The 24,420-nt window shown below is 38.1% G+C and carries 24 protein-coding genes; 17 read left to right on the top strand and 7 right to left on the bottom strand.

Going from position 1 to position 24,420, the window contains the following annotated elements; genetic code table 11:
- Positions 1-99 precede the first annotated feature (99 nt).
- From CKV81_RS12880 to CKV81_RS12845, 7 genes are all read right to left on the bottom strand, one after another.
- Positions 100-1,137, bottom strand: coding sequence for a nucleotidyl transferase AbiEii/AbiGii toxin family protein (locus CKV81_RS12880; RefSeq protein WP_095073915.1), 1,038 nt, complete (start codon positions 1,135-1,137; stop codon positions 100-102).
- 26 nt (positions 1,138-1,163) lie between these two features.
- Positions 1,164-1,877, bottom strand: a complete 714-nt coding sequence (locus CKV81_RS12875; RefSeq protein WP_258454385.1) for a DUF6577 family protein — start codon at positions 1,875-1,877, stop codon at positions 1,164-1,166.
- Between the two features lie 472 nt (positions 1,878-2,349).
- A complete protein-coding gene (locus CKV81_RS12865; RefSeq protein ID WP_157727440.1) occupies positions 2,350-3,972 on the bottom strand; it encodes a hypothetical protein in 1,623 nt (540 codons plus the stop codon).
- Positions 3,973-4,425: 453 nt separating this feature from the next.
- Positions 4,426-5,157 carry a Qat anti-phage system TatD family nuclease QatD gene (qatD, locus tag CKV81_RS12860; RefSeq protein WP_095073905.1) on the bottom strand — a complete coding sequence of 244 codons (732 nt, stop codon included), beginning with the start codon at positions 5,155-5,157 and terminating at the stop codon, positions 4,426-4,428.
- Complete coding sequence (gene qatC / locus CKV81_RS12855; protein ID WP_095073902.1) at positions 5,157-6,512, bottom strand: Qat anti-phage system QueC-like protein QatC; 1,356 nt, start codon at positions 6,510-6,512, stop codon at positions 5,157-5,159. The genes qatD and qatC overlap by 1 nt, the downstream gene beginning before the upstream one ends.
- Positions 6,513-6,514: 2 nt before the next feature.
- Positions 6,515-7,255 carry a hypothetical protein gene (locus CKV81_RS12850; RefSeq protein ID WP_095073899.1) on the bottom strand — a complete coding sequence of 247 codons (741 nt, stop codon included), beginning with the start codon at positions 7,253-7,255 and terminating at the stop codon, positions 6,515-6,517.
- Positions 7,256-7,257: 2 nt separating this feature from the next.
- The gene (locus CKV81_RS12845) at positions 7,258-9,153 is read right to left on the bottom strand and encodes a KAP family P-loop NTPase fold protein (protein WP_095073889.1); all 1,896 of its coding nucleotides are present in this window, start codon (positions 9,151-9,153) and stop codon (positions 7,258-7,260) included.
- 1,348 nt (positions 9,154-10,501) lie between these two features.
- Here CKV81_RS12845 and CKV81_RS12840 point away from each other — a divergent pair.
- From CKV81_RS12840 to CKV81_RS12765, 17 genes are read left to right on the top strand one after another with little or no spacing between them, the layout of a single operon-like run.
- Positions 10,502-10,933: a hypothetical protein gene (locus CKV81_RS12840; protein ID WP_258454384.1), complete on the top strand. Its 432-nt coding sequence runs from the start codon at positions 10,502-10,504 to the stop codon at positions 10,931-10,933.
- On the top strand, positions 10,923-12,353 hold the full coding sequence (locus tag CKV81_RS12835) for a relaxase/mobilization nuclease domain-containing protein (protein WP_095073883.1): 1,431 nt from the start codon (positions 10,923-10,925) through the stop codon (positions 12,351-12,353). The genes CKV81_RS12840 and CKV81_RS12835 overlap by 11 nt, the downstream gene beginning before the upstream one ends.
- A complete protein-coding gene (locus tag CKV81_RS12830; protein WP_095073880.1) occupies positions 12,353-12,994 on the top strand; it encodes a ParA family protein in 642 nt (213 codons plus the stop codon). Before CKV81_RS12835 ends, CKV81_RS12830 begins: the two co-directional genes overlap by 1 nt.
- 45 nt (positions 12,995-13,039) lie before the next feature.
- Positions 13,040-13,555: a hypothetical protein gene (locus CKV81_RS12825; RefSeq protein WP_095073878.1), complete on the top strand. Its 516-nt coding sequence runs from the start codon at positions 13,040-13,042 to the stop codon at positions 13,553-13,555.
- A gap of 43 nt (positions 13,556-13,598) precedes the next feature.
- Complete coding sequence (locus tag CKV81_RS12820) at positions 13,599-13,913, top strand: DUF4134 domain-containing protein (RefSeq protein ID WP_095074545.1); 315 nt, start codon at positions 13,599-13,601, stop codon at positions 13,911-13,913.
- On the top strand, positions 13,913-14,218 hold the full coding sequence (locus tag CKV81_RS12815; protein ID WP_095073876.1) for a DUF4133 domain-containing protein: 306 nt from the start codon (positions 13,913-13,915) through the stop codon (positions 14,216-14,218). Before CKV81_RS12820 ends, CKV81_RS12815 begins: the two co-directional genes overlap by 1 nt.
- Positions 14,199-17,264, top strand: a complete 3,066-nt coding sequence (locus CKV81_RS12810) for a TraG family conjugative transposon ATPase (protein WP_095073874.1) — start codon at positions 14,199-14,201, stop codon at positions 17,262-17,264. Before CKV81_RS12815 ends, CKV81_RS12810 begins: the two co-directional genes overlap by 20 nt.
- Positions 17,251-17,907, top strand: coding sequence for a hypothetical protein (locus CKV81_RS12805; protein ID WP_095073872.1), 657 nt, complete (start codon positions 17,251-17,253; stop codon positions 17,905-17,907). The genes CKV81_RS12810 and CKV81_RS12805 overlap by 14 nt, the downstream gene beginning before the upstream one ends.
- Positions 17,907-18,593 carry a hypothetical protein gene (locus CKV81_RS12800; protein ID WP_095073870.1) on the top strand — a complete coding sequence of 229 codons (687 nt, stop codon included), beginning with the start codon at positions 17,907-17,909 and terminating at the stop codon, positions 18,591-18,593. Before CKV81_RS12805 ends, CKV81_RS12800 begins: the two co-directional genes overlap by 1 nt.
- Positions 18,594-18,595: 2 nt before the next feature.
- Positions 18,596-19,267 carry a hypothetical protein gene (locus tag CKV81_RS12795; RefSeq protein ID WP_095073868.1) on the top strand — a complete coding sequence of 224 codons (672 nt, stop codon included), beginning with the start codon at positions 18,596-18,598 and terminating at the stop codon, positions 19,265-19,267.
- Between the two features lie 9 nt (positions 19,268-19,276).
- Positions 19,277-20,116, top strand: coding sequence for a hypothetical protein (locus CKV81_RS12790; protein WP_258454382.1), 840 nt, complete (start codon positions 19,277-19,279; stop codon positions 20,114-20,116).
- Position 20,117: 1 nt separating this feature from the next.
- On the top strand, positions 20,118-21,200 hold the full coding sequence (locus CKV81_RS12785) for a hypothetical protein (protein WP_258454381.1): 1,083 nt from the start codon (positions 20,118-20,120) through the stop codon (positions 21,198-21,200).
- Complete coding sequence (locus tag CKV81_RS13640) at positions 21,197-21,343, top strand: hypothetical protein (RefSeq protein WP_258454380.1); 147 nt, start codon at positions 21,197-21,199, stop codon at positions 21,341-21,343. The genes CKV81_RS12785 and CKV81_RS13640 overlap by 4 nt, the downstream gene beginning before the upstream one ends.
- Before the next feature lie 12 nt (positions 21,344-21,355).
- Positions 21,356-21,970: a conjugative transposon protein TraK gene (traK, locus tag CKV81_RS12780; protein ID WP_095073865.1), complete on the top strand. Its 615-nt coding sequence runs from the start codon at positions 21,356-21,358 to the stop codon at positions 21,968-21,970.
- Position 21,971: 1 nt separating this feature from the next.
- Positions 21,972-22,325 (top strand): hypothetical protein, encoded by a 354-nt coding sequence (locus CKV81_RS12775; protein ID WP_095073863.1) that lies wholly within the window; start codon positions 21,972-21,974, stop codon positions 22,323-22,325.
- Positions 22,315-23,529 (top strand): conjugative transposon protein TraM, encoded by a 1,215-nt coding sequence (locus CKV81_RS12770; protein WP_095073861.1) that lies wholly within the window; start codon positions 22,315-22,317, stop codon positions 23,527-23,529. Before CKV81_RS12775 ends, CKV81_RS12770 begins: the two co-directional genes overlap by 11 nt.
- A gap of 4 nt (positions 23,530-23,533) precedes the next feature.
- Complete coding sequence (locus tag CKV81_RS12765; protein WP_095074542.1) at positions 23,534-24,403, top strand: DUF4138 domain-containing protein; 870 nt, start codon at positions 23,534-23,536, stop codon at positions 24,401-24,403.
- Positions 24,404-24,420 lie beyond the last annotated feature (17 nt).

Below are 24,420 nucleotides of genomic sequence, written 5' to 3'. Positions count from 1 at the left end.
CAAAGATAAAATATTTGTCTTAAATATTTGTTATTAAGAAAAGTGATGAATAAAAGAATCAGAACTATTCATTTTTTGCTATGAAAATGCTCTTAAGTTCTATACACATTTGTACCAATAAAAAAATGCCTCGGGATTACTCTTTTTTAACTTGTTCAGTTTATTGTAGGTGGGATGTTCAATCAGCCAATCTTTGATTTCAGTTGGATTATTAAAGCGCTCTATTTCTTTATTTCCACCCTTTTTTATTAAAGTTGTGAGATAAGCCACTTTTGAAGATGCAACAATCGCCTCTTCAATTGAAAAACGGTCGATGATAAAATTTGTGAAATTCTTGATACCTAACTGCAAATGTTTGAATTCATCAGACTTCTCATCTCTTTCCGACAAGATATAGCATGTTTGCCAAGTATCATTCAAAACCACATCAGCGTCAATTTTCAAATTCCTATATCTTATTTCTTCCCCTACAACTCTAGAATAACTTTTTCTTACAACATCCAAATCAGTTATTTGGTCGAATAGAAACGCAATGTCATACAATTGTTTAATAATTTCTACAGGACGATTTTTAGAATACAATATTCCTGTTGTTTTTGGAGCAAATGCTGTTAACTTATCTCCTAAAATGGCTTCAAATGTTGGTAAGACGACATCAGTTGCTTCTCCATCAGTTAATAGCCACTTATGTTTTATCGGATAAAGTTTTGTTTCAGGATAAGGATTGGTTGAATATAATAAATCCAACAAAATAGGTTCTTCGTGACCATCTACACTGCTTTTGTAAAATATTTTGAAATGTCCAATAGGTGCATCTTGGGTGTGTTTTCTATCATTATCGTCCTCCCATCTGATAAACATCTCTAATTGACTTATTTTTTCTAAAACCGTTTTGATTTTGTCTTCAGATTCTTCGGTAATAATGTCGATGTCTATTGAAAAGCGTCTCGGATTTTCCGTCGCTAAAAGTAGTGCTGTTCCTCCTTTGAAGACAAATTCTAGATTGTTCAATCTCAATTGCTCCAAGAGTGTCAATGCATATATTACTTTTTCTATAAGTTTCGGGTCAACACGTTTGCCAAAACTATTTCGTAAGTTAGTTATCCATTCTTCAGTGTAAGATTTTGCATCTATCATAATTGTTTAAAATTGGCAAAATATGTTTATTTTGCCAAACTTATATTTATTAATTCATAAATTTCCTTTTCCCTGTTTCTTCTTGAAGCATATCTATTCATCTTCAGTTCATTTAATGTAAATCTTTGTTTTACATTCTTAATGATTATTTCTTTTTCATTTTGTTGAGCCGAAAAAAGCGAAGCATCAATCAACATATCTACCAATAACTTTTCAAGTGTAGGAATAGTTATTTTATCTCTTTCAATTAATGGTGATTCCGAAATCAGATTCTTCACAATTACAACCTCATCAACATTGTGAATGTAGCGCTCAAAAATTTCTTCATCAGGATTGAAAAAGACATTTTTCATTGTTTGCGACAAAAATGAAAACACTGATTCACAAGCATCTTTTTCAACCTCTAAAACAACATAGTTCTTAAAAGGCTGATGAATCATAAAGTCATTGAACCATATCGTGTCCCAAACACAAAACGAAATATAGGGGAATTCTCGATTTACTTTATTGTAAATTCTTTTAAGATTACTTGAGATTTTAGGATAAAACTGTTCTTTGTTCTCTATCTCATAGATTCCTCTTGAGGGATTATTTAAAACTCCGTCTTTTTTAAGTTTGGAGAGATACATATTGATGGTATTTTCAGACCAACTTGGAAAGTCCTTCTTTATAGAAAATACAAGCCTATCCTTGGAAAGTTTATCGCTTCCCTTAAAATAATGTTCAATATGTTGTTCCAAATTTCTTAACATTACAGTGCAAAGATATGCATTTATATAATATTGGCAAAATTCAATATAATTGACGAAGTTATATTTTAAAAAATTAACTTAATTATGACATGAGGACAACTATCATTACAAATGTTTTATCATTTTCTGTAAAAATCTTCTTTTACTAAATATGTAGTATCGTTCTCAAATATTTTTGAAAAATTAAGTACGTAACTATCATAACCTATGTATTTCAAAATTAACAAATTGATTAATGTATAAAATCGAACAGATGCATAATACATATCTCTATCTTTTTGACTGATTCCCCTGTTTTCTCCTAAATTTTTGTAATCAGTAATACGACCATGCAAAAAATCATTTCTTGACCCAATCACTTTCACATCTCCTTCAAATAATTCAATACCGATTATTTTGAATGGAAGTATGAACTTTGGTATGTTGGTTATTTAATTTTATTTTATTTATTCGATGATTCCTATTTAAAATATGGATATGTATATATTTTTTGTGTCCCAACTTCAAATGGTAATGTTAAATCGGGATAAACATTTCTTCCCTTAAGGTGAAGCTCAAAATGTTCAATATCAATAGTTAAATATTTGCTACAAAACATATAAAAAGTTGGAGTATTTATTATGAACATTCCATTTACATTGTAAGAAGTAAAATCAAGATTTTGATTGTTGGAAATTTTAACAAAGTGTTGATTAACAATCGGTATATTATTAGCAACCCAATCTATCTTTTTTTGCAATTGAGGTTCATATTTTTTTTCAAAATTTGTAAAATCCTGTCTGTAGCCTACAGCTTCATACCTCGCTTTATTATATTTAGAATCTGCAACAACAATTTCTTTTCGAATACCATCAATGAAGATAAAATCTATTTCGCCACAAGTAGCATTATCAATATTAATATTATTATTTGTTGCTGTTTTAAAACTCTTTATATTCCGAGCAAATAAGATTCTATTAGTTTTAAAGTATTGTTCAATTCGGTCTTCTAATAATTTATCATGTTCATTACTTTTTTTATTAATATACTTTTGAAAGCATTTTTTTTGTCTCCATTCAGCATTTAATGTATTCCATTGAACTGCGTTTGTTGCTAAAACATAAACTGATTCAGAAAATTTATCTTCTGAAGTTAATAGTCGTTGCTCATTGTTTATATTATAAATTAAAAAAGGTCTGTAAAGAAAGCGTTCAGTAGAGTAGGGCTTCAATATTGTATCAATTAAAGACAAACAATTTTCTTTTGATATAGACAATCCTTTGTAAATATTTTCTGCATCCTCATTAGATAAATCACTAAATTCTGACTTTAAATTTATTGGTAGTACATAAGGTTCAATAGTTTGACAAGGATTTCCCGAAAAATGCTTTTTTATGAAGAAAGGAATTCCAAATGTTTTATCATAATGTACTCCATAGCATTCTTCAATCTTTTGTCTCAATTCGGTAACGCCCGTTTCATCAACCACACCAGTCTCATATCCTTTTGAAAAATAAGACATTAAATGATGTTCAACAGTACCATAATTATTTTGCCAGTTAATAACAATGTCATTTTCTTCGAAGTTAATAAAATATGCACCGTTAAGCATTCTATGATAGGCTATCTTGTCAGCAAACATATAAAGTTGCATCCCAATATAAAATAATCTTTGAACATTTTCACTAAACGTATCTGCAGAAGTATCATTAAGAGTTCCCCATTGCATATCTACATTACAGCCTTGTTCAAGTACTATTTTTAAAATCCTTCTGTATATAGCGAAATGAGACTCCTCAATTGATTCAAAAAGGTCTAATTCACCGCTTCTTTCCTTAAGCATTAATTTTAAAGAATCTTCGTGCAATCTAAAAACATAACAGTAGAATTTGAAGTTGCTAATATTGGAAACTATTTCTTCGAATTTTTTAATGAAATATAAAAAGCATTCATTAAGACATTCATCTACTTTTTCTAAATCATCAATGATATTATCCCCATATTTTTTAATGATCTTTTGACTTATTTCATTCCAATAAATGTCTTTGTAAGGGCTATATTCATAAGTAAATACTATATATCCTGCAATGCTTAATTTTGCCATAAAAATTGGTTTCGTTTTGTAGTATCCCGGTTCGTTGGACACTTTTAAACTCTTCTTTTTTGTAAATATATAAATTTCACGTTGATGTTGTTGTTAAATTTGTTGAAAGGGAGAAAACTGCTTTTTGGTGATTGGTTTGGATGAGTTTTCCTCTTTCAACAAATACGTCATCGGGAGTAAGTTCCCCAAACTTTCATGTGGACTGACAGTATAAGTTATAACTACAACAGCGACGGGAAGGCATTCGAGCAAAATGGCTTCGCATGTTACAAGGAAAGCATTTTACATAATCTTAAAATATGGGCAGTGCGGTCTTATTACGACGAAATTTTAGTTTTGCAGTAAGATGGGTTTCAAACGTTGTTTGGCGCAAAACCATTATGGACGAACTTACCGTTGAAGCTTGCTTTTCTTATGATTTCACTTATCTTACTTTCTGTGGCTGAGCGGAGATTATTTAATGGATTTAAGAAGATTTTTAAAATTTGAATTCAATGTTTCTTTTACATCACTTTCAGATACTGACCATAATTCAGATAAAAATGTAATAACACTTTCAACTTGTCCTGGTTTTAAAGGTGTATTATTCTCCTGCACAAAAGGTCCATCTGTTTCAGTCAAAAGAAAATTCTTAGGAATTTTTTGTAAAATTTTTCTCCCATTTTGAGATTTTATCATAGCTGAGTTAACAGAAAAGAAAAAACCACATTCTGCAATTTCATCAATCAATTTTATGCTTCCAGAATACCAATGAAAAATAGCATTTCTAATTTTATACTCTTTAAGTAAATTTAAAACTTCCCTTTCAGCCTTTCTTGAATGTATGCTCAATATTTTTCTCTGACCAATAATATTAGATAATATTTTTGTGAATGTTTCAATTTGAATATCCTTAGTATTAATGCCTTCCATTGAAAAATCTAACCCTACTTCTCCAATGTATGAAGTCTTATGTAAATTTCTCATAAATAAAGGAAATTCTTTTTTGTGAAATTCCGCCATTAAAGGGTGCATACCAAGAGCTAATCTTACTTTTTTAAGCGTCTTAAAATACGAGTAACCAAGCTCAAAATGACTCGGTAAATTTGTCATTGATAAAACAGCTAAATTAGAATTATTAGCTTCAATCAAAATCTTTCTTGGATTCTGATATAAATCTATATGACAATGAGCGTCAATATTCATTAAATGCCTAATTGAGATTTTACAAAATTGTTACCTTTATCTCGAAACAAATTTATCACTTCCTGCTTAGATCGTAATACCATTGCTGCATAATTCTCCAAAACCGACACCTCTATATTACCACTCACAACTAAGTCTCTTTTCATTTTTTCTAATGTAATATCTCTTTTTAGATATGAAAATAATGCCGGCAAATCGTGATTAAGAGAAAGTACCGTCGTAACATCATTACCAAAGATTTCATTGTCGAAACCAGATGCGTTCAGTGCCGCTCGCCTATAAATACAAGGCATACACCTACCACATTGCTCTGTGCCATTTCTAATTGACCAATGCTGTTTTCTTCCTCTTTTACCACAAGATACTGAATCCGGAAAAGTTCTTTGTAAAAATTGTGGGTTTAAACATTCGGTGAACATTTCGCCTTTTGTCTTAAATGAATAAGAATTTATTAAGTGAACCGACAAGCCTATATCGTTAAACAACTCCTGTAATTTCATTAAAACAAATGGATGTGTTGACCTAGTACTTAAAGAACTTACGCGAGAAGGAGTTAATGGATAATTGATGGAAATTGTTCCATTTTCCGGAATAATAAGTTCGTTAACAGGGCTTAAGTAAATGCCCAAGCCAATAAAAAATAAAGATCTACTTCGATAGTTATTTTCTACAACAACTTTATTTCCTTCAATATCCTTACGTGAAAGTGCCAATTTTGATTGTATCCATTCAATTTTATTTGGGTATTGAGATGATAAATGTGATAATAGTCTATGTTGGTCACCATTTGGACCAGGTGATTTTGAATCAAAATGTGAAACCAAAAGCAACTTTTCATTATTCCGAATTGATTCCAATTTGTCTATAACTCCTATAAATGAATCAAGACCACCCGAAAATAAACTTGTTGAAATGATTGAATCTTTATCATAATCTCTCGGTAACTTTCTTCTTCTAGAAAGAGGTCTAGGATAATAAAAATTATCATGATTATTCTCACAGAAGGACACCATCCAATTGTCGCCCGTCAAAAAATCAAGTATTTTCTTTAGTTTTTCTTCCTTTCCTATCCAAACATGTAAATTAATTACAGGAAATTCAACTTCTATATCTCTTGACCATCCATCATTAGAGTGCACTGCCCTATTTAAAAGATTATCAACTCCGTATACTATAGCTGCTATTAGGAAAAAATCAAACTTAACAGAACTTAAATCATTTGAAAAGTCATAAACATTTTCATATCTTAAAAAAGAGAGTGGCACTCTTCTTTCTCTTCCATTTTCAACAAAACTAAGATGCATATCCGAAAATTTACCATAATCCGCATCATTAAAAAATATATCTACTCTCATAATTATTCGAAAACAGTTAAAACATCTTGTTGAATATTTTTTACAAGCCTATCAGCTTCATCAGAACTCCAATCCACATTCTGTAGTGGGTTTCTTCGGTGGATATCATTAACTCTTTCGAAAATGAAGTTTTTAATCTGACCGAAAAGATTATTGCAATCATTTTCACCCTTACTTTTTATTAGATTTTCGTAAAACCATTTTGAAAGAAGCTCATTAATGTAATAAGCAAAATATTTTACTATTATATCTTCTAAACTATTTGAAGAAAAAGTTTGTTCTAATAGGGTTTCTACTTCGTCAACCGACTCAGCCTGTCCGATTAATTCTTCTAGCAATTGTCTTGTCGCTTCTTTCGCTGCGTTATCATCTATTGATGCTGCACTATCTGAGCAATATTCAATCAAATGGTTAATAACATCACCAACAGACCTATTATTAATATCTGTAAGACCCGTATAAGCTAAAGTTTCTCTAATATTATTTCCCGAACTTATAAATTGAGATAAAACGCCACCAATTTTTTTTGCAGTTCTAATACTACTTCTCGCGCCAGCTCTTGAACCCCCACGACCTCCGGTATTAGCACCACTTAATGCTGATACAAAATTCCCCATAATGGATTTAAGTTTTGGTGTTGTAAGTTCGGATGAATTACAATTTGTAGTGAGTGATGAACTCAAATTACCCCAATTGGGAATCATAGAGTGTTTCACATCTGAAAAGGATTTTGATGTGCCCATAGTTATTTTTTTAAATTAAAAGATCTGCTTGCCGGAGATTTACCACCTTGAAAATAATTGATTAAAAAATCACCAATTATAGGGTCAGATTTAAAGTTAGACAGTCTTAAAGCTACTGCCGGCTCAATATTAGATATATTAATTACTTTAAGAGCTTCAATATAATATTGAGCAGTGTTATCAATTTTTTCCTCTAGCATAATTGTAAAGATATCATACAACCTTTTTTGTTGTGGATTTCTTTTAATATTAGAAGAAAGTAAATTAAAGAAAGCTTCTTTTTCGATATTATTTAGTTGCTGAAAACTGTTGGAAAGTATATCCTTAGTTACGGCAGCAGGCATTTCATCAGGTAATAGCTGACCAAATAAAGATTTTACTACTGGCGGAATCATACTACCTGAAGTTATTGAATTTTCTAATTTGTCTCGGGCAATCCAATAATAATCTCGCAAATCTATTTCAGACAAAAAAGGTTCAATTTGGAACCACTTTATGACTTTTGGTTTATTCCATTCTTTAAAGTCAGAATCATTAAGATCTTCGCTTATTTTTTCAATTTCTTTTTCTTCACAAATAGACTCAATCTCCCCAATTTCTTTTGGAATGCCGTCCTGCACTATTTGCCAGTCAAATAGCTTTTTGAATAATTTTGGTTCGGAATATTCCAGAATCATCATTTTTGCAAGAACCGAATCTTTAAAACCTGTTAAAGATGCCACTTCTGCAAGTCTTTTCCTAACTGTAAATGTATTTAGAAAGCGCTTAATTTGCCGTGGATTGCCATATAGACTATTTGTAATTAGTGGAACTAGCGCAGGAATTGTAATAACGTTATCTTTGACTTTACTAAAATCATCTGCATCCAAAATTGACTCAAATTCTGACAAACCAAAAGCAGAGTATTTATTTTTTAGTCTGTATTTCTGAAATGCCTCTATAACAATTTTAAATTTCTCATTTCCAATTTCTTTTTTACATATTAGCATTGAAATATAAGTTTCAACCTCTGACTCAGAAAGTCTTGGCAAAGAATAGGGTAACTGAATTAATTTTTCTAAATAATCAATTACTATCCGGCTGTTATCTTCTTCAATTTCCTTGTCGTTTTTATATTTATGCTCGATTGCATATTTGACAATGCGTGGATCTGCACCAATAACGAAGGCTGTTTTCGAAACATTAACGAACAACTTAATTGCCTCCAAATTTTCAATAATTCTTTCGGGACTGCAACGATCCAAATCATCTATTATTACAACTAATCTTTTAAAATTAGTTGCTTCTAAAAGTTCTGAAAAATCCTTTCTAAATTCTGCTACTGCATTAATAGTTTTTTTATCTTCTTCTTGCGATTTGAAGAAAGCTTTAAAAGTTTCCTGACCTTCTTTTGATTGAAGTTTTCCAATTATTTTCTCAGGATTATCGCCCAATTCACTCAATTTTTGAATAGCAAAAGGAACTAAGCTGACTCCACCTGTAAAATAAGCTGAAACTGCTGGTAAAGCAATATTTTTCATAACCATTCCGGCACCACGCATCCAGTCAACAGATTTCCATAGCTTTTTTGCTTTTTCTTTAATTGTTTCTTTTATTTCTGCTGAAATCTTTTTGTTATCCTCTAATTCTTTAAGAATTGAATTCAGCAATGCAGCTTTTGCATCATCATATCCTTCGAAAGTCCATCCATTAAAGTATATGCAAAGCGAATCCTTATCTTCTTCTTTATCAAATTCATCTTTTACAATCTGCAAAATACTAGATTTACCGCTTCCCCAATCACCAAAAACTCCAATCGTAATTGGAAGTACGGATTCATCTTTTATTATATCGATTAATAAGTCCGCGTGTACTTTAAATCCTAATAAATCTTCGGAAGTTTCATTATCTGCCCACATAGATTATAATTTAATATTTTTATAATATTATAATATTCATAATAATACAGTAAATCATTTACTGTAAAAGAAACAAAATCAGATAAAAATAACCAAAATAATTGTGATTATAATACATTGTGGAAAAGTAATTTGAAAGAACGCTAGTAGAATTGTCCTTTCATTTAAAAAATTACAATTTATATATACTTTGTATACTCCAATTATATAACCAAGCAAGAATCGTTCAAAATAGCTATTAATAAAGAGAAGTAACAAAATACGTTATATAACAACTTAGTTACACTTGTATACTTTTATGTTACTTTTCGTGACTCCTACTCAATCCGAAAATACCCCCTTGCTCAATTTAGATATAACCTACCTGCTCAATATAAATACAACCCCTTCCTCAATTCAAATACAACCACCCTGCTCAATCCAAATACAACCTACATGCTCAAAATATACACAACCCCCTGCTCAATTTAGATACAACCACCCTGCTCAATCCAAATGCAACCTACATGCTCAAAATATATACAACCCCTTCTCAATTCAGATACAACCCCCTGCTCAAAATAGATACAACCTCTAATATTAATTTCTTTTTCAGAGCTTGCTCAAAATAAGTACAACCCCTGCTCAATTCAGATACAACCTACTTGCTCAATTCAGATACAACCCACCTGCTCAAATTAGATACAACCACCTTATTTAACTAATTGAAAATCAAATTTTTAAAAATTTCATCAGTTACACAATCCACTCCAATTTTGAAAACGATTTTTCTAATCAAAAATCAAACTTCAATTTTTCTTCTGCAACCGTCAATCTTTGATTATTCAAAAAACCGCCTATTTAAAGCCTTTTTCACCACTTGATGTAAACATTTATTGCTATCGATGTGAAGTTGCAAGATGTGTCTTTGTACGCACAATTTTGCAAATTGGCTTCCAAAGACCCTCTTGCCTTTCCTGTCGGAAAGGGTGAAAAAATTCGGAACTCATTTTTTTCTTTTTTCTGAACATTAGATTTTGGATTTTTTATTCAACAATATTTTTATCAAAATCATCGAAATATTTTCAGGAATGAAAATTCAAAAATTCATTTCCAATCATTTCTGTTTTCAATCATATCTTGTTTGCCATCAACTACAAAGTCCGTAGCAAATCGCGAACGAAATATTTACTTTCAAAAATCTTCATTTGAAATTCTCAACTGTCTATTTCAAATCTAAATCGGCGACAATTCAAATTACCCAAACTGCAAAAAATTCCACCGCAGTCCATTCTATTTCTTAAAATTTAGAAAAACGTGTGTTTATGTATCACAGGTTATGTTTATAGTCTTCCGAAATTGAAACATAGTGATAAAACTGTCCGCACAGTGCAACTTTGTCCCCGAAGAACAGAGAAATATTTTGCAGGCAGAAATGAAAACAAGCACCAAAAATGTAAGACTTTTTATACGCCTGCAAAAAGAAAAAAAGGAGGCTTGGAAGAAATTGTGCGACACAAGAAACATCAGCCTTACCAATTTCATTATCGATTCCGTGGAGCAAAAAATGCTATCGGACGAGAGAAGAAAAGTATTGGCGTTCATTGAAAAACAGGATAACCTATTTGCGAAAATCGAGAACAACATCAATCAGGTGGCGAGAATTGCAAACTCCCAAAAGTTCATCAGCGAAACCGAACTGAATTCGTTCAACCAAAAATTGGAAAAGATTGCCGAACTGAAAAATCAGCAAAACCAAATTTTCCTCAAGATTTATGAGATGATGTCGGATGCTAGTTAAGATTTTGGGTTCGGCAGGCGATGATTTTCACGGGGTGAGGTACAACGAGAAAAAGATTGATTCAGGAAAAGGAGAACTGATGCTGATGAAGAACTTTCCGTCATTCATTAACGAAGAAAGCAGTTCCGAGGAGGTAAGAAATTACCTGAGAGCAATTTCCAAAAGTGACCGAGTGAAAAAACCACAGTTTCACGCCGTGATTTCGTCGAGATTTCAGGAGGAAACGAAAGAGCAACTCACCGAAACCGCCGAGAAATTTATGGACGAAATGGGATACGGGAAACAGCCGTTTCTAGTGATTTTCCACAGCGATACCGAGAACAACCATGTCCACATCGTTTCCACGAGAGTCAATAAAAAATCGGGTAGAAAAATCAACGATTCCTATGAAAAACTCAAAGCACAAAAAGCGTTGGCAAAAGTTCAGGAGCAGATTTTCGGAATCAGCCAAGAATCAACCTTGAACAGACTCTTGTCCTACCGATTCGCTTCCATCAAACAATTGGAAACACTTCTGAATCGGAATGGATTTCGGGTAGCGATGAACAAGGCAGATGAAAATTCAATCGACCTCCTTAAAAATGGAGTGATTCAGAAAACGCTCGACATCGGAAAAATTTCATTTCAAGATTCAGATGATTTAAGCCGAAAGAAAAAGATTAAAGCCATCATTTCCAAATACAGGGAAATATGCTCCCCTAAAGTTTTCAAGGTGGAAGACAACAGAAAGTTTGAAGGATTATTTGAAAAGCAAGCCGATTCCACACCAAAGATTGAGTTCGAAAGCGAACTTCAGAAAAAGATGCTAGATGTGTTTGGAATCGACATCGTCTTCCACCACAAAGATTTTAAGAAGCCTTTCGGTTGCACCATCATCGACCATAAAACGGGAAACGTCTTCAAAGGAAGCGAAATTTTCAAGATGAACGAGATGTTTGAGTTTACCGAAAACACCATCGACAAAAGGATGTTTGAACGCTTGAAAGATTTCAACATTCGGGACGAAAAGGAAAAGGAAGTCTTGATTAAATCCCTCAACGACGATTCAGTAAAGGACTTTATGGTTTTCGAGAACAAGTTTAGAAAGACCAAGGAAATTTATCAGTCCATCAGAAAGGAGGTTTTGGAGTACCTGAAAAATGGACAAAACGACCAAATCTCCATAGTGAAGAACGATGAAGGCGATTTTTATGCAGTACACCACCGATACCACCATATTCAGGACTTGAAGTCTTTGGTGGGCGAAAAAATCATCGAGCAAATATTTTATCCTGACCAAAATCTGCAGGAATCAAAGGGAACGATTCAGAAACATGAAAGCAACCTCTCAAAACTGATTGACGAACTCCTGAAATCTTCCTTCATCCCAAAAGACCCTGCCGAAGACGCACTGAAAAAGAAAAGAAAAAAGAGAAAATAATGATTATCACATTTGCCACACAGAAAGGCGGTGCCGGAAAAACCACGCTTGCCATTGCCTTTGCCAATTATCTCGCCTTACAGAAAAAGGAAATCCACGTTTTCGATTTCGATTTTCAAAAATCTTTCTACAACAAGTGGATGGAGGATGAAGACTTGAATCTCCCAAAACTTTACGAGGTTCAGATTTCGGAGGACAATCAGGCTCCTTTCTCCGATTTTGAAACATTGATGAAGATGAAGTCCGACGAAGCGGTCTATCTTTTCGACCTTGCCGGAACACTTGATATGAAGTACACCGACATCCTTCAATACAGCGACTTTATCATCATTCCTTTTGAATATTCCGACATTTCCACCAAATCGACCTTGGTCTTCATCAACTTTTTGGGGCTTTTGGAAAGTGAAGCCGGAAAGATTTTCATCCGTTCACGCTACGAGAAAAATTTTGAGTATCCCAACAAGCCTATGATGGACGAGGAAATCTCAAGGTTCGGAAAACTGATTAGCCAACCTGTCCTCAAACGGAACATCCTTCAGAAAATCAACACCCGCTCGCTAAAAGGTCACCAAAGACTTGCCGTGAAAGATGTTTTCTCGGAAGTGGTGGAACACATCGAAAAGGCTTCCAAAGAGAAATAACCTTCAAGAAAATCAATCTTCAACACCTAAACACCTTTATCCATTATGGGAAAATTTACAATGATTATTTTGGGAATCTATATTCTCTACTATGCGGTAAATATTGTCTATGACTTGTTTCTAAAGAAAACCAATTCGGTGAAAACCGACGACACGGAAGTTTTTTCGATTGGCGATTTTGCAGAACGCGACCACCCGGACATTATCCAAGTCGGAATCGAGGATGCTGAACCGCTGAATGTCCCAAATTCCTTTTCTCCATCAGATTATGCTTTTGAAGAAGATCCGCAATCTGTTTCCGAAACTGAAACAGAACCCGACATCGAAGCACTCCGTAGGAAGTTCGAGCAAGAAGAATTTTATGGACAGTTGGATGAAGCATTGGAAAATCTATCAAAAATAACGGAACCCACACACAAACCTGAAGAAGTCCAACAGGATTTTTTAAGCAGGCAGGAAGACAAGTTCAGACAGATGCTTAACCTTGCTGAAACCAACGTACAGATGGTCAATGTTAATGGAATCAAATCCTACAAATCTGTACTCCCCTCTTTCAACTAACACAAACCCTAATTTTTAACCCTTACGAATTATGAATTCAAAAATGAACAAAAGAAAATTGTTTGGAAAAATGCTGACCGCAGGACTACTGTTTTTGGCGGTTGCACCACTACTCGCACAAGCCGGAGGAGCAGGCGCACTTGCCGGAGCGAACACCTCTATCCGTTCCTATTGGGAACCCATCAAACTGATTATTCAGGCGATTGGTGCCGTAGTCGGACTGATTGGCGGTGTGAGAATCTACAACAAGTGGACGAATGGAGACCAAGACATCAACAAGGAAATTGTTGGTTGGGCGGGAGCCTGTCTTTTCTTGGTGATTGTTCCACAATTCGTCGGCGCCTTCTTCGGAATGTAATGGGCTTTTTTCTTTACAAGGGGCTTAAAAAACCCCTTGTCTTTTTCGGACTGAAGGACAAGTACATCTACTATGCGATGGGAACGGCAGTCGGTGGACTTTTTTGCGCCGCCATCTTCTCCTCACTCATCGGGATTTTCGGAACCGTGTTGGGATTGATCCTCGCCGGAAGCGGAATCTATATGATTTACAAAATTCAGGATAGAAAAGGACTCTACAACAAGACCAAAAACCACGAGCAGATCCACATTTTCCCAAAACGCTTCAACCTTAATGAGCAAAACAATGAAAAAGAAAAAAATTGAAATGGACATCCCGTTCATCGGCTATGACCACGGCAACAAACACGATTGGAATTTTGACGTGATGGTCGGAAAGTTCGGAAATCCCGTCATCGGAATCAAAATCAAAAATATGGTGGAGCAATATTCTGCCGATCCCGACCTTTATCTGCAGTATCACACGCTTTTAAACCAAATCGTGGCGACTTTGGGAGAGGGACATTTACTCCAAAAACTTGACATTTTTTCCAAAAGGCAGTATTCGGCGGAACCGTCCAATCAGTTCCTGCAGCAAAAATATTCCGAACATTTCGAGGGAAGAATCTTTAAGAGTATTGACACCATTTTACTCTTTACCGACATCCTCGACCAACAGAAAAAAAAGACCTCGTATTCCTTCTCGGAAAAAAACTACAAAGACTTGCGCGACCGTTGTCAGAAGATTTTTATGCTTCTCTCCCAATACCACTGCGAACCGAAATTTTTACGGGAGAAAGATTTTGAATATTATGTCGGTGGAAGTCTCTCGATGAATTTCGTTAAGAATCAAGTCTTCGACAATATCTACTCCAATAACGAGTTTCTGCGCATTGGAAAACAGTTTGTGAAAACCATTTCCTATGTGGATGTGGAACGCATCGAACTTCCCTCCGAAATTGAACCCTACTCGCTTTTGGGCGGAAACAACGCCTCTTCCGATACGGCGGTGGATAATTTCTCCTTCATCAACGAGTTGGAGGACTACAACACCATCATCTACAACCAAATTATCTCGATTCCCATCCAAACCCAACGACAGCGCGATTTGGAAAAGAAGAAGAAAAAGCACGAAGGCGTTGCAAACAGCGCACCGTCGAATGCGATTGTCGCTGCCGAAATCGACGAACTCCTGCACAATGTGACGGTTGATGGTCAACTGATTGTGGACGCGCATTTCTCCATCGTCTATTCCGCCGACTCACTCGACAGAATGGAGGAAACACAGTCGCTGATTGAGAGCAAACTGTTCACCAAGGGCATCAACATTTCCAAGAACGCCTTTAACCAATTGGAACTCTTCCGATGTTGCCTTCCCGGAAATGCGGTCGAACTGAAAGACTACGATTTATTTACCACGACGAGCGAGGCTGCGTTATGTTTTTTTTTTAAAGAAAGTTACCCAATGAGTGAAAATTCGAATTTTCATTTGAGATTTACCGACAGACAGGGCGTTCCGCTTCGCGTGGATCCCGCCGATTTGCCGATGAAGACGGGACGAATCAACAATCGGAACAAGTTTGTTTTGGGACCTTCGGGAAGCGGGAAATCTTTCTTGATGAACAATATCGTGGAGCAGTATCTCACCTACAATTACGACGTGATTATCGTGGACACTGGAGATTCCTACTCCGGAACTTGCAGTTATAAAGGCGGAAGATATATTCAGTACACCGAGGAAAAACCTATTACGATGAATCCTTTCCTGATGAACAAGGAGGAATTCAACATCGAGAAAATAGAGTTTTTGACCAACCTCATTTTTTTGATTTGGCAGGGAGCGGACGCAACAATGAGCAATACCCAAAAATCCATCTTGGACAATGTGCTGATGTCGTATTACCACCAATATTTCAATGCGGGAACGAATTGGTTTGAACACAAGGATTCCGACGAACTGATGCTCTACCTCAAAAAATACAATATCGACGAGGCGGACATCGAGTCCGAGTTTGAAAAGGATTTTCAGGATGCCAAGACTTTTTACGATTTGTTGGGACTTCCATTTGATGCCTCGACCAAAGAAATTAAGGAAACGGGAAGAAAACTCATCCGTTATTACCATCCCGATTCCAACATCGGAAACCCCGATTACGATAGCGAGATGTTCTACCGAATTTTTGAAGCGTATGAAACTTTGACTGACGAGGAAAGACGAAAAACCTACAACGAGTCGCAATTGGTTCTGACCAAAACGAGAGACCTTATAAAGCGTCCCGAATCCTCGCAGGAATGGAATGACGCCTACCGAAAGACGCTCATCAAAAAAATTGGCGGTCTTGAGGAAAAACTCGCTGTAAAAGAACTTTCTTTTAATGGGTTTTATGAATACTGCGAGAAATTTCTTCCTGTCTTTTTGAACAATAAAAAGCACAAAATTGGTGAAAAGGAATTCAACCTGCGAACCTTTTTGTTTGTTCTGAAGGATTTCTACAAAGGTGGAAGATACGGAACAACTTTGAACGAAAGTGCAGATAACACTCTATTTGATGAACCTTTCATCGTGTTTGAAATCGACAATGTGAAGGACAACCCGAAACTCTTCCCCATCGTGACGCTCATCATCATGGACACTTTTATTCAGAAAATGAGGTTGCGAAAAGACCGAAGAAAAGCCCTGATTATCGAGGAAGCATGGAAGGCGATTGCCTCAAAACTGATGGGAGGCTACATTCTTTATCTCTATAAAACGGTGAGAAAGTTTTGGGGCGAAGCCGTAGTGGTGACACAGGAATTGGACGACATCATCGGAAATGCAGTGGTAAAGGATTCCATTATCAATAATTCGGACACCTTCATTTTGTTGGACCAAACCAAGTTCAAGGACAATTTTGACCGAATCGCATCGCTCCTCTCGCTGAACAAGGTGGAACAGAACAAAATTTTTACCATCAACAACCTGAACAACAAATTCGGAAGAAGCCGATTCAAGGAATTTTATATGAAGCGGGGTTCGAGAGGCGAAGTTTACGGAAACGAGGTTTCTCTAGAACAATATCTCACCTACACTACCGAAAAACCCGAAAAGTCCGCCATAGAATATTACGCCAAGGAAAGCGGAAGTTACGACGACGCGCTCAAAAAATTTGTGAAAGATGTGATGGCTTTCAACAACGATTTGGGTACTATGGTTTCCCTCGTGAATCTCTACAAAAAACCTTTGGACAAAAAGGCGACCTCCTTTTACCAAAAAATGAAATCACAGTTCAAAGATCAGAACGTGTTCAAGAAAATCACAGAAATGATGGAGTATTCCGAACTGACTTTTGAAGAATTAATTCAACAAAACGATTTGCATCATGAAAAAGTTTAAAATTTTGACCGCCCTTTTTGGAATCGGATTCATTTCCGCCCAAAACACCTACATCGACCCGACCACGACGGCAGCGCTGATTCTCTATTCCGAAAATCTAAAATCGGAGCAGCAGAAAACCATCGAGCAGCAGAACAAACTGCAACAGGCACAAACTTGGGTCGGTGCTCAAATGGTGGTAGCCAACGATATTCAGAACAAAATTCTGAAAGGGCTTCGTGAAGTTTCGGGAACGCTTCAAAACGGTATTCAGGTAAAAGAAATCTATTCCGATTTACAGGATTGCGCCAACTATTCCTCGCAGATTTCAACCTTGGTGAGTGATGCTCCCGAATACGCCATTTTCGGTGTTAAAGCCACCAAGGAAACTTATGAGAGCGTCCTTGCAATGAGCACCGATGTTTCGGAACTGATGAAATCGGGGGAACTCAACCTCGCCACAGCAGGAGACCGTTACCGACTTCTATTCAGTATTTCTGAAAAGGTGAAAACATTGAAGATTTGGCTCCTGACCATCATGATGACCATCGAACGCGCCAAACGCCTCGGCTTTCTGAAAGCCATCAATCCTTTTCAGGGCTACATCAACACCGACAAGACCATCGTGGAAAATATCATGATTAAATACAAGCACAATTTCTGATGAAAGCCAAATTCTATCTTTCGGCGGTGCTGATTGCGGCACATTCGCTTCTGACTTCGAGCAGTGGCGGTTCCACGCCGTCGTGGCAGCAGGAAAATGTCTCCTTTCCGATGATGAATTTGGAAATCCGCCACACGATGGAGGAAAACGGTCGGCAAAAGGAGATGAAGAACAAACAGACGCTGAATCTCGCCACCGAAAACCAAAACAAGAAGCAGTGGACGAAACTTCGGGAAACGACGGTGAAGATTCAGGACCGGCTCCGTTTTGTAGATTTTGCGATGCAGTCCATTCCCACGGGTTACGCAATCACGCAGGAAGCGGCAAGAATCCGAAACAACGAACTCTTGATTATCGAGGAACTGCAAACCGCTCCTTATGCACTCATCGTGGCGTTGCCGGGACAGATTCAGTTTGCGGACGATCTGCAGATGGTGGTAAGGCTTTTGGCGGGCATCGTGGTTTCCTACGGCGCCATCAACCAAATGGAGAAAGCCGAACGGAAAGTTTTGTTGGATTACGCCCTTGAGGAAGTGAAACGGCTTGAGAGCGAATCCTACTACACCCTTTTCCTGATTCGGGAACTACGAAGAAAAATCGAATACAAGAAGGCTTTGTTGGAATATTATGTCAACCGAGACCGACAGGTGGTTCAGAGCATTATTAACGGAATAAACACTTTTTAAAAATGAAAAAGATTCTTTTGACCGCATTGTTTTTTTCGGGATTTTGTCTGTTTCAGGCACAAGACACGAGCTTCATCGTGATCAACGACAAACTGTTGGCGCAGCTCACCAAAAATCAGGGTGTCCGTTTGGCAAGCAATCAGGCCTACCTCGATTCCTACGAAAAGCAAAGAAAACTCTACGAGCAGGCGAACCAAAAAATGATTCAGGTGGTCGCCATCCACGAGTTTATCTACGACAAACTTTCGAACATCAATTCCTCCATCAGAAACGGGAAACAGCTCGTGTATTTTTATAAATATTTGGGCGACATCCTCACCCATTCTCAGGAAATGATGCAACTCAGCGCACAAAATCCCGAATACGCCATTCTGCTGACCAAATACTACAACCAAATCATTCGGGAATCCGTCCTGCTGAAGCAGGAAATGGTTTCCGACATTATGAACGAGAACAAGGATTTTCTGATGAACGCCTACGACCGCGACCTGCTTATCGAAAAAATGTTGGCGCGCGCAAGAGCCATCGACGGTTGGATTTTGTACATCAACATCATCCTGAAGACCGCCAAAAACAGACCCTACCTCTATCAAATTCCCGTCCTACAAGACTATATCAATCTCGACAGGATTTTGGTTCAGGACATCCTCACCAAATACAGAAACCTTTTTTAATGAATCATTATGCATACTAAAACAAACTTCGCCTTCCTCATTGCCCTTATTGCAATGATTTTCTCTGAAAATCTGAAGGCACAATTTACCGTCAAACGACTGAACGACCCTTCCATCGTGGCACAACAGAAAAGGATGGTTTTCGAGGGATGGGGCGATTGGAGACCCTATCCAAAATATTTGCTCGGGATTCAGACCAATTTCGCCTACGCCACAATTTGGGGAATATGGGCACCGTCTAGAAACCGTGACTATAAGGACGGTCCCGATATCCGACCGCTAAAGCCGACAGGATTGGAAACCCAACGATTCGGCGAACTCGAACTGCAAAGAAAGGAGACGGAACGCATCAAGATGGAAACCGACACCATCCACAAAAGAAGCGTTCAAGATTTTGCGCATTGGACTTCAGCCACAGTCAGCGCAGACCCGCTTTGGTTGCTCTACTACAACAGGATGCTGAAACCGCTACGTGAATTTCCCGACAACCCTCAAAATTATTTGGAGTGGGGATTTCAAAAACCCGAAGTCTATCAGACTTTGCTTTCTACGGGTGGAATTAGTCTCCTGAAAGAAAAATTGGATTTGCTTAAAGACAAGTACAATATTTCAAGAACGGTGGATATGCCGAGAGGGAAACGCTTCCTGATGTACCACGAAACTTTGATCGGATGGCGAAAATTTTCGTCCGAAATCCGAAGCCACGACCTAAAAGGCGGACTGTATATGGATTATCACAAGATCCTTCAAGACCTAAAAAATACTACAAACCTATTCGGAACGAAAAATTTCAAAACCGACAAGGAAATCGCACAGGAAGTGATGAACCACTACAAACACCAATTTTAAGATGAATAGCAAAACAATTTTAAACGTGCTTTGCCTTATGGCGCTCCTGGTTCCCGTAATGGGATTTGCGCAGACCAACAACAGCGTCAACAGTTTATTGCAGTTTCTGAAAGGTGACGGCGCATTTGAACGATGGTATATGGAGGTCTTCACTCAATTGGACACCGACATCCAAAGCAACGCGATTGCAGCGAGTATGCTCGGAAGAACCATCGGCGGTTTGGGAGCGTTGATGTATCTCGGATACCTCGGATTCCAAATGCAGGAAGGAGCGAGACCTTGGGAAGTGACGCCGATGATTAGACCCATCATCATCGGGATGATTCTCCTGCATTGGGTGAGTTTCTACCAAATGATTCAATATCCGTTGCAGAAATTGGCGCAACCTTCCAAGGACATTTTTTTATCGATTGAAAAACAGGCAAACGACATCCGCGTCAAAAGATTTGAAAAGCAGACCCAATTGTTGGAGTTCCTGATTAAGCAGAAAGCCGAGGAGGAAGCCAAACAGAAGGAACTTCAAATCAACGAGGACAAAGGATTCGGTGACCGAATCATCGAGGGAATGAGCAAACTTTTCACGCCGATTCAGGAGTGGATGATTAGGATGGATTTCCAATTTCAGAAACTTATTTCGGAAGTGTTGGAGGCGGTTTCGCTGACGATTTTGCGGGTCTGTACCTACTTTATCTTCTTTATACAAAAAATTTGGAGTTATGTGTTGATTGTGCTCGGTCCTGTCGCCGTCGGTCTTTCGCTGATTCCGGGATTTGAGAGTTCCTTTCAAAATTGGGTGGCGAAATTCATCAACATCAATCTCTACACCTTCGTTTCCTACACCATTATCAACATCGGTCAGCAACTGATTATCTCGGGCTATCAACTTGAAATAGAACGCTACGACCTGCTTTTGAACAACGGAACCGTGACCGACCTCAATATGCTCGCTGCCTACATTTCTAATAACGGGATGATTCACACTGTACTTTTCCCCTGCGTCGCGTACATCGTAACGGGAATCGGCGTACTGATGACCCGACCATTGCAGACTCCATCGTTTCTGCGGGAGGTGCGGGAATCATGACCAAAGGAAAGAGTGCGGCAGCCAAAGTGATGAGCATGGGTAAAACCGCTGCGGCTTCTGCGGCAACGGGAGGAAAGGCAATCGCAGTATCTGCCGCCAAGACTGCGGGTGAAATGGGAAAATCAATCAAGGCTTTACGATAAAAACTAAAAACTATGCTGATAAAAAGTATTGAAGAAAAAATAAGGATTAACAAGGCGGTCTCCATCACGGCTTTGACGGTGTCCCTGTTCATGGTTTTGGCGGGATTCGGATTCGCCTACCAACTTATCAAGGAATCGAGAAAATCGCTCTATGTTTTGGATAACGGCGTTCCGGTTTTGGTAAAGCAGACCGACGAACTGCTGAACCGTCCGGTGGAATACCGTTCGCAGGTGGAACTCTTCCACCGACTGTTTTTTACCCTTGCTCCCGATGACCAATACATCAAGGACAATATCGAGAAATCGCTATACCTGATTGACGATACGGGAAAAAAAGAATACACCAACCTTCGTGAAAAGGGATTCTACAACCAACTGATTTCCTCGAACTCGATGGTGACGGTTACCACAGACTCCATCCAAATCAATTCCAACGAAAGGAAGTTCATGTATTTCGGCAAACAGATGATCAACAGAAAAACGGCACTCATCGTGAGAAAACTCTTTACCGAAGGTCGTTTCGAGGACATCGTCCGAAGTCCGAACAATCCGCACGGTGTGCTGCTGAAAGATTGGCGCATCATCGACAATTCAGAAATCTCCAACCAACCCAAATTCTCCTATTAACATGCAAGAAAACATCATCAAAAAATACGGGGTGCTGAAGGAACGAATAATCTCCCAACCCCGAAAAGTGTTCTTTTATGCGATGGCGGTACTCATCCTCTCACTGATTTTCTCCATCCTGCAATACTGCTTCTTTCCACCTAAAGTAACCTTGGGAAGCGCAATTCCAAGTTTGTACACCAAAAGCGACAAGGTAAAGCAAAATCAGGAGGCGAAAGAGAAATCGATGGAAAAAATCGTGGGCGAACTTTCGGCCTTTAAAGCGAAAGGTTCGCAGCAGTCTTTGTCGAAAACCGACAGCATCAGGATTGAGTACCTCTATAACCAATATGAAAAATTAAAAAATGGACTTTAAAAAAATAAACCTTAAACAGCAGAAATACATCCTTCCGCTCATCGCACTGCCCTTTATCCTGTTTTTAGGATTTCAAGGAAGCAAGTTTATGGGAAGTGATGATGCGAAGAAACCGCCACAGCAGGAACTTTCGGTATCGCTCGGCGAAACGCAGGACTCTATCCTCTCCAAAAACGACGCCTACGACAAATTATTCTCGAAAACCGACGGCAGGACGATGTTGGACGGACTGCAACAGGAAAATGACAGCCTGAATCAATTCAGCGACAATTTGGAATACCGACAGAAACGCTATATCGATTCCCTGAACGAGTCGAGAAAAAGTCAGATTTCGGAAAAGGGAAATCAGGGACAAAACTCTTACTACACACCGAAAACTTCCGACGACGGAGACTTTCAGCGTTCCAAGGACATCATCCGAATGTTGAACCAAGAAGGTTCGAGCGGAAGTTCAAATAATGCGCAGAATTTAGCAAAGAACACCTCTCCATCTGCTGAGGATTCAAAAGCGTTGGATCCGGTAAAGATGATGCGTCAGCAAATGCTCGTGCTCGATTCCTTGGAAAAATCAAGAGACCCCGAATTTCAGGCGCAATTAAAGGCGCAGGAACTGCTGAAGAAGAATAAGGAAAAGATGGACGCCTTTCTCAATTCCACCTATTATGTCGCAAAATCCAATATCCACAACGGCTTCAATTCCATCTACCGTGAAAAGGAGGGCAACTTTGTGAAAGCCGTCATAGATGAAAACCTGACCGGATTTCTAGGCAGCAGGATACGGTTGCGATTGTTGGAGGATGTCTTCGCAGGCGGACAAAAACTGCCGAAGGGAACCCTGCTTTATGGTCAGATTTCGGGATTTTCTTTGCAGCGGGTGAACCTGAACGTGGTTTCCGTAATGCGCAGTGGCGAAATCCTACCCATCAATTTAACCGTTTACGATACCGACGGAATGCAGGGACTTTATGTTCCGAACAGCACCTTCCGTGAAATGTTGCGAGAGCTTGGAAGCAATTCCGTGCAGGGAACGAACATCGATTCCGAAGGCAAGGGATTTTACACGAGTCTTTTGTCGGGAGCGTTCCGTTCCGCCTCACAAACCGCGGCAAACCTGATTAGAACCAACAAAGCCAAACTCAAGTACAATTCCTACATCTTTTTAATTAATGAAAAAGACCTTAAACAAAATACCAATCAACCTTAACATTATGAAGCCCTTTTTTTACACCATCCTCTCCTTTTTATTTTCGGCAAGCGTTTTTGCCCAAACTTCCACACCCGAAATCCGCATCACCCAACTTCCCGAACTTGACATGGGCGAAGGCGTGAACGTGCACATCATCTCCCCCGAACCGATTCAGTTTGTGGACTTGTCCTCGGATTTTTTGGTGGGCGACCTTCCCGCTGAAAATATTGCGAGAATTAAAATCAATCCCGCTCCGAAAGATTCGATTTCCTCGAAACAGTTCAACAAAAAAATAATGAAGTCGAGCGAGGAAGTCGGCGTGGTAACCGTAGTGGGACAATCGTTTATGGCGCAATACCGCGTTCTTTTTGGATCGAGCGACCGAATCAATGTGCAGACCAACATCCAAATTCAGCCGGAGGATATGCAGCCCTTGGAATTTCCGAAACAGGCTTTTTCCAACACGGAACTCCACCGATTTTCGAAAAACATCATCGAAAAAACCTACAAAACGCCTTTGAGGACGGTGAACGAACTGAAACTTTCCCTGCAACTCAACAATGTGTACGTGGTTGGCGACTACATCTTTCTCGACATCAATATCGCCAACAAGTCGAATATGAGTTACCAAATTGACGACGTCAAGTTTTCCGTGGAGGACAAGAAAATCTACAAGGCAACCAACAACCAAAGCATCGAAATGAAACCGATTTACCGATTTCAGTCGCAGAAAGGTTTCAAGAAAAACTACCGGAACATCTATGTCTTCAAGAAGTTTACCTATCCGAACAGCAAGATTCTGAAAATACGCTTCGTGGAGGAACAACTTTCGGGAAGAACTATTGAGATGGGAATCAAGTATTCCGACATCCTGAACGCAGACACTTTTTAATCATTTAAAATCAAAAA

This window comes from Chryseobacterium taklimakanense (assembly GCF_900187185.1).
Taxonomy (GTDB): Bacteria; Bacteroidota; Bacteroidia; order Flavobacteriales; family Weeksellaceae; genus Planobacterium; species Planobacterium taklimakanense.
This window is presented reverse-complemented; position numbering and strand designations above follow the sequence as displayed.

Excerpts from the sequence above, each read along its gene's own strand:
- CKV81_RS12815 (WP_095073876.1), top strand. The coding sequence starts at position 13,913 with ATGGGCTTTTTTCTTTACAAGGGGCTTAAAAAACCCCTTGTCTTTTTC.
- CKV81_RS13640 (WP_258454380.1), top strand. The coding sequence starts at position 21,197 with ATGACCAAAGGAAAGAGTGCGGCAGCCAAAGTGATGAGCATGGGTAAA.
- CKV81_RS12880 (WP_095073915.1), bottom strand. The coding sequence starts at position 1,137 with ATGATAGATGCAAAATCTTACACTGAAGAATGGATAACTAACTTACGA.
- CKV81_RS12790 (WP_258454382.1), top strand. The coding sequence starts at position 19,277 with ATGCATACTAAAACAAACTTCGCCTTCCTCATTGCCCTTATTGCAATG.
- CKV81_RS12775 (WP_095073863.1), top strand. The coding sequence starts at position 21,972 with ATGCAAGAAAACATCATCAAAAAATACGGGGTGCTGAAGGAACGAATA.
- CKV81_RS12830 (WP_095073880.1), top strand. The coding sequence starts at position 12,353 with ATGATTATCACATTTGCCACACAGAAAGGCGGTGCCGGAAAAACCACG.
- CKV81_RS12785 (WP_258454381.1), top strand. The coding sequence starts at position 20,118 with ATGAATAGCAAAACAATTTTAAACGTGCTTTGCCTTATGGCGCTCCTG.
- traK (WP_095073865.1), top strand. The coding sequence starts at position 21,356 with ATGCTGATAAAAAGTATTGAAGAAAAAATAAGGATTAACAAGGCGGTC.
- qatC (WP_095073902.1), bottom strand. The coding sequence starts at position 6,512 with ATGAGAGTAGATATATTTTTTAATGATGCGGATTATGGTAAATTTTCG.
- CKV81_RS12810 (WP_095073874.1), top strand. The coding sequence starts at position 14,199 with ATGAAAAAGAAAAAAATTGAAATGGACATCCCGTTCATCGGCTATGAC.
- CKV81_RS12825 (WP_095073878.1), top strand. The coding sequence starts at position 13,040 with ATGGGAAAATTTACAATGATTATTTTGGGAATCTATATTCTCTACTAT.
- CKV81_RS12865 (WP_157727440.1), bottom strand. The coding sequence starts at position 3,972 with ATGGCAAAATTAAGCATTGCAGGATATATAGTATTTACTTATGAATAT.
- CKV81_RS12845 (WP_095073889.1), bottom strand. The coding sequence starts at position 9,153 with ATGTGGGCAGATAATGAAACTTCCGAAGATTTATTAGGATTTAAAGTA.
- CKV81_RS12770 (WP_095073861.1), top strand. The coding sequence starts at position 22,315 with ATGGACTTTAAAAAAATAAACCTTAAACAGCAGAAATACATCCTTCCG.
- CKV81_RS12800 (WP_095073870.1), top strand. The coding sequence starts at position 17,907 with ATGAAAGCCAAATTCTATCTTTCGGCGGTGCTGATTGCGGCACATTCG.
- qatD (WP_095073905.1), bottom strand. The coding sequence starts at position 5,157 with ATGAATATTGACGCTCATTGTCATATAGATTTATATCAGAATCCAAGA.
- CKV81_RS12805 (WP_095073872.1), top strand. The coding sequence starts at position 17,251 with ATGAAAAAGTTTAAAATTTTGACCGCCCTTTTTGGAATCGGATTCATT.
- CKV81_RS12850 (WP_095073899.1), bottom strand. The coding sequence starts at position 7,255 with ATGGGCACATCAAAATCCTTTTCAGATGTGAAACACTCTATGATTCCC.
- CKV81_RS12795 (WP_095073868.1), top strand. The coding sequence starts at position 18,596 with ATGAAAAAGATTCTTTTGACCGCATTGTTTTTTTCGGGATTTTGTCTG.
- CKV81_RS12835 (WP_095073883.1), top strand. The coding sequence starts at position 10,923 with ATGCTAGTTAAGATTTTGGGTTCGGCAGGCGATGATTTTCACGGGGTG.
- CKV81_RS12820 (WP_095074545.1), top strand. The coding sequence starts at position 13,599 with ATGAACAAAAGAAAATTGTTTGGAAAAATGCTGACCGCAGGACTACTG.
- CKV81_RS12765 (WP_095074542.1), top strand. The coding sequence starts at position 23,534 with ATGAAGCCCTTTTTTTACACCATCCTCTCCTTTTTATTTTCGGCAAGC.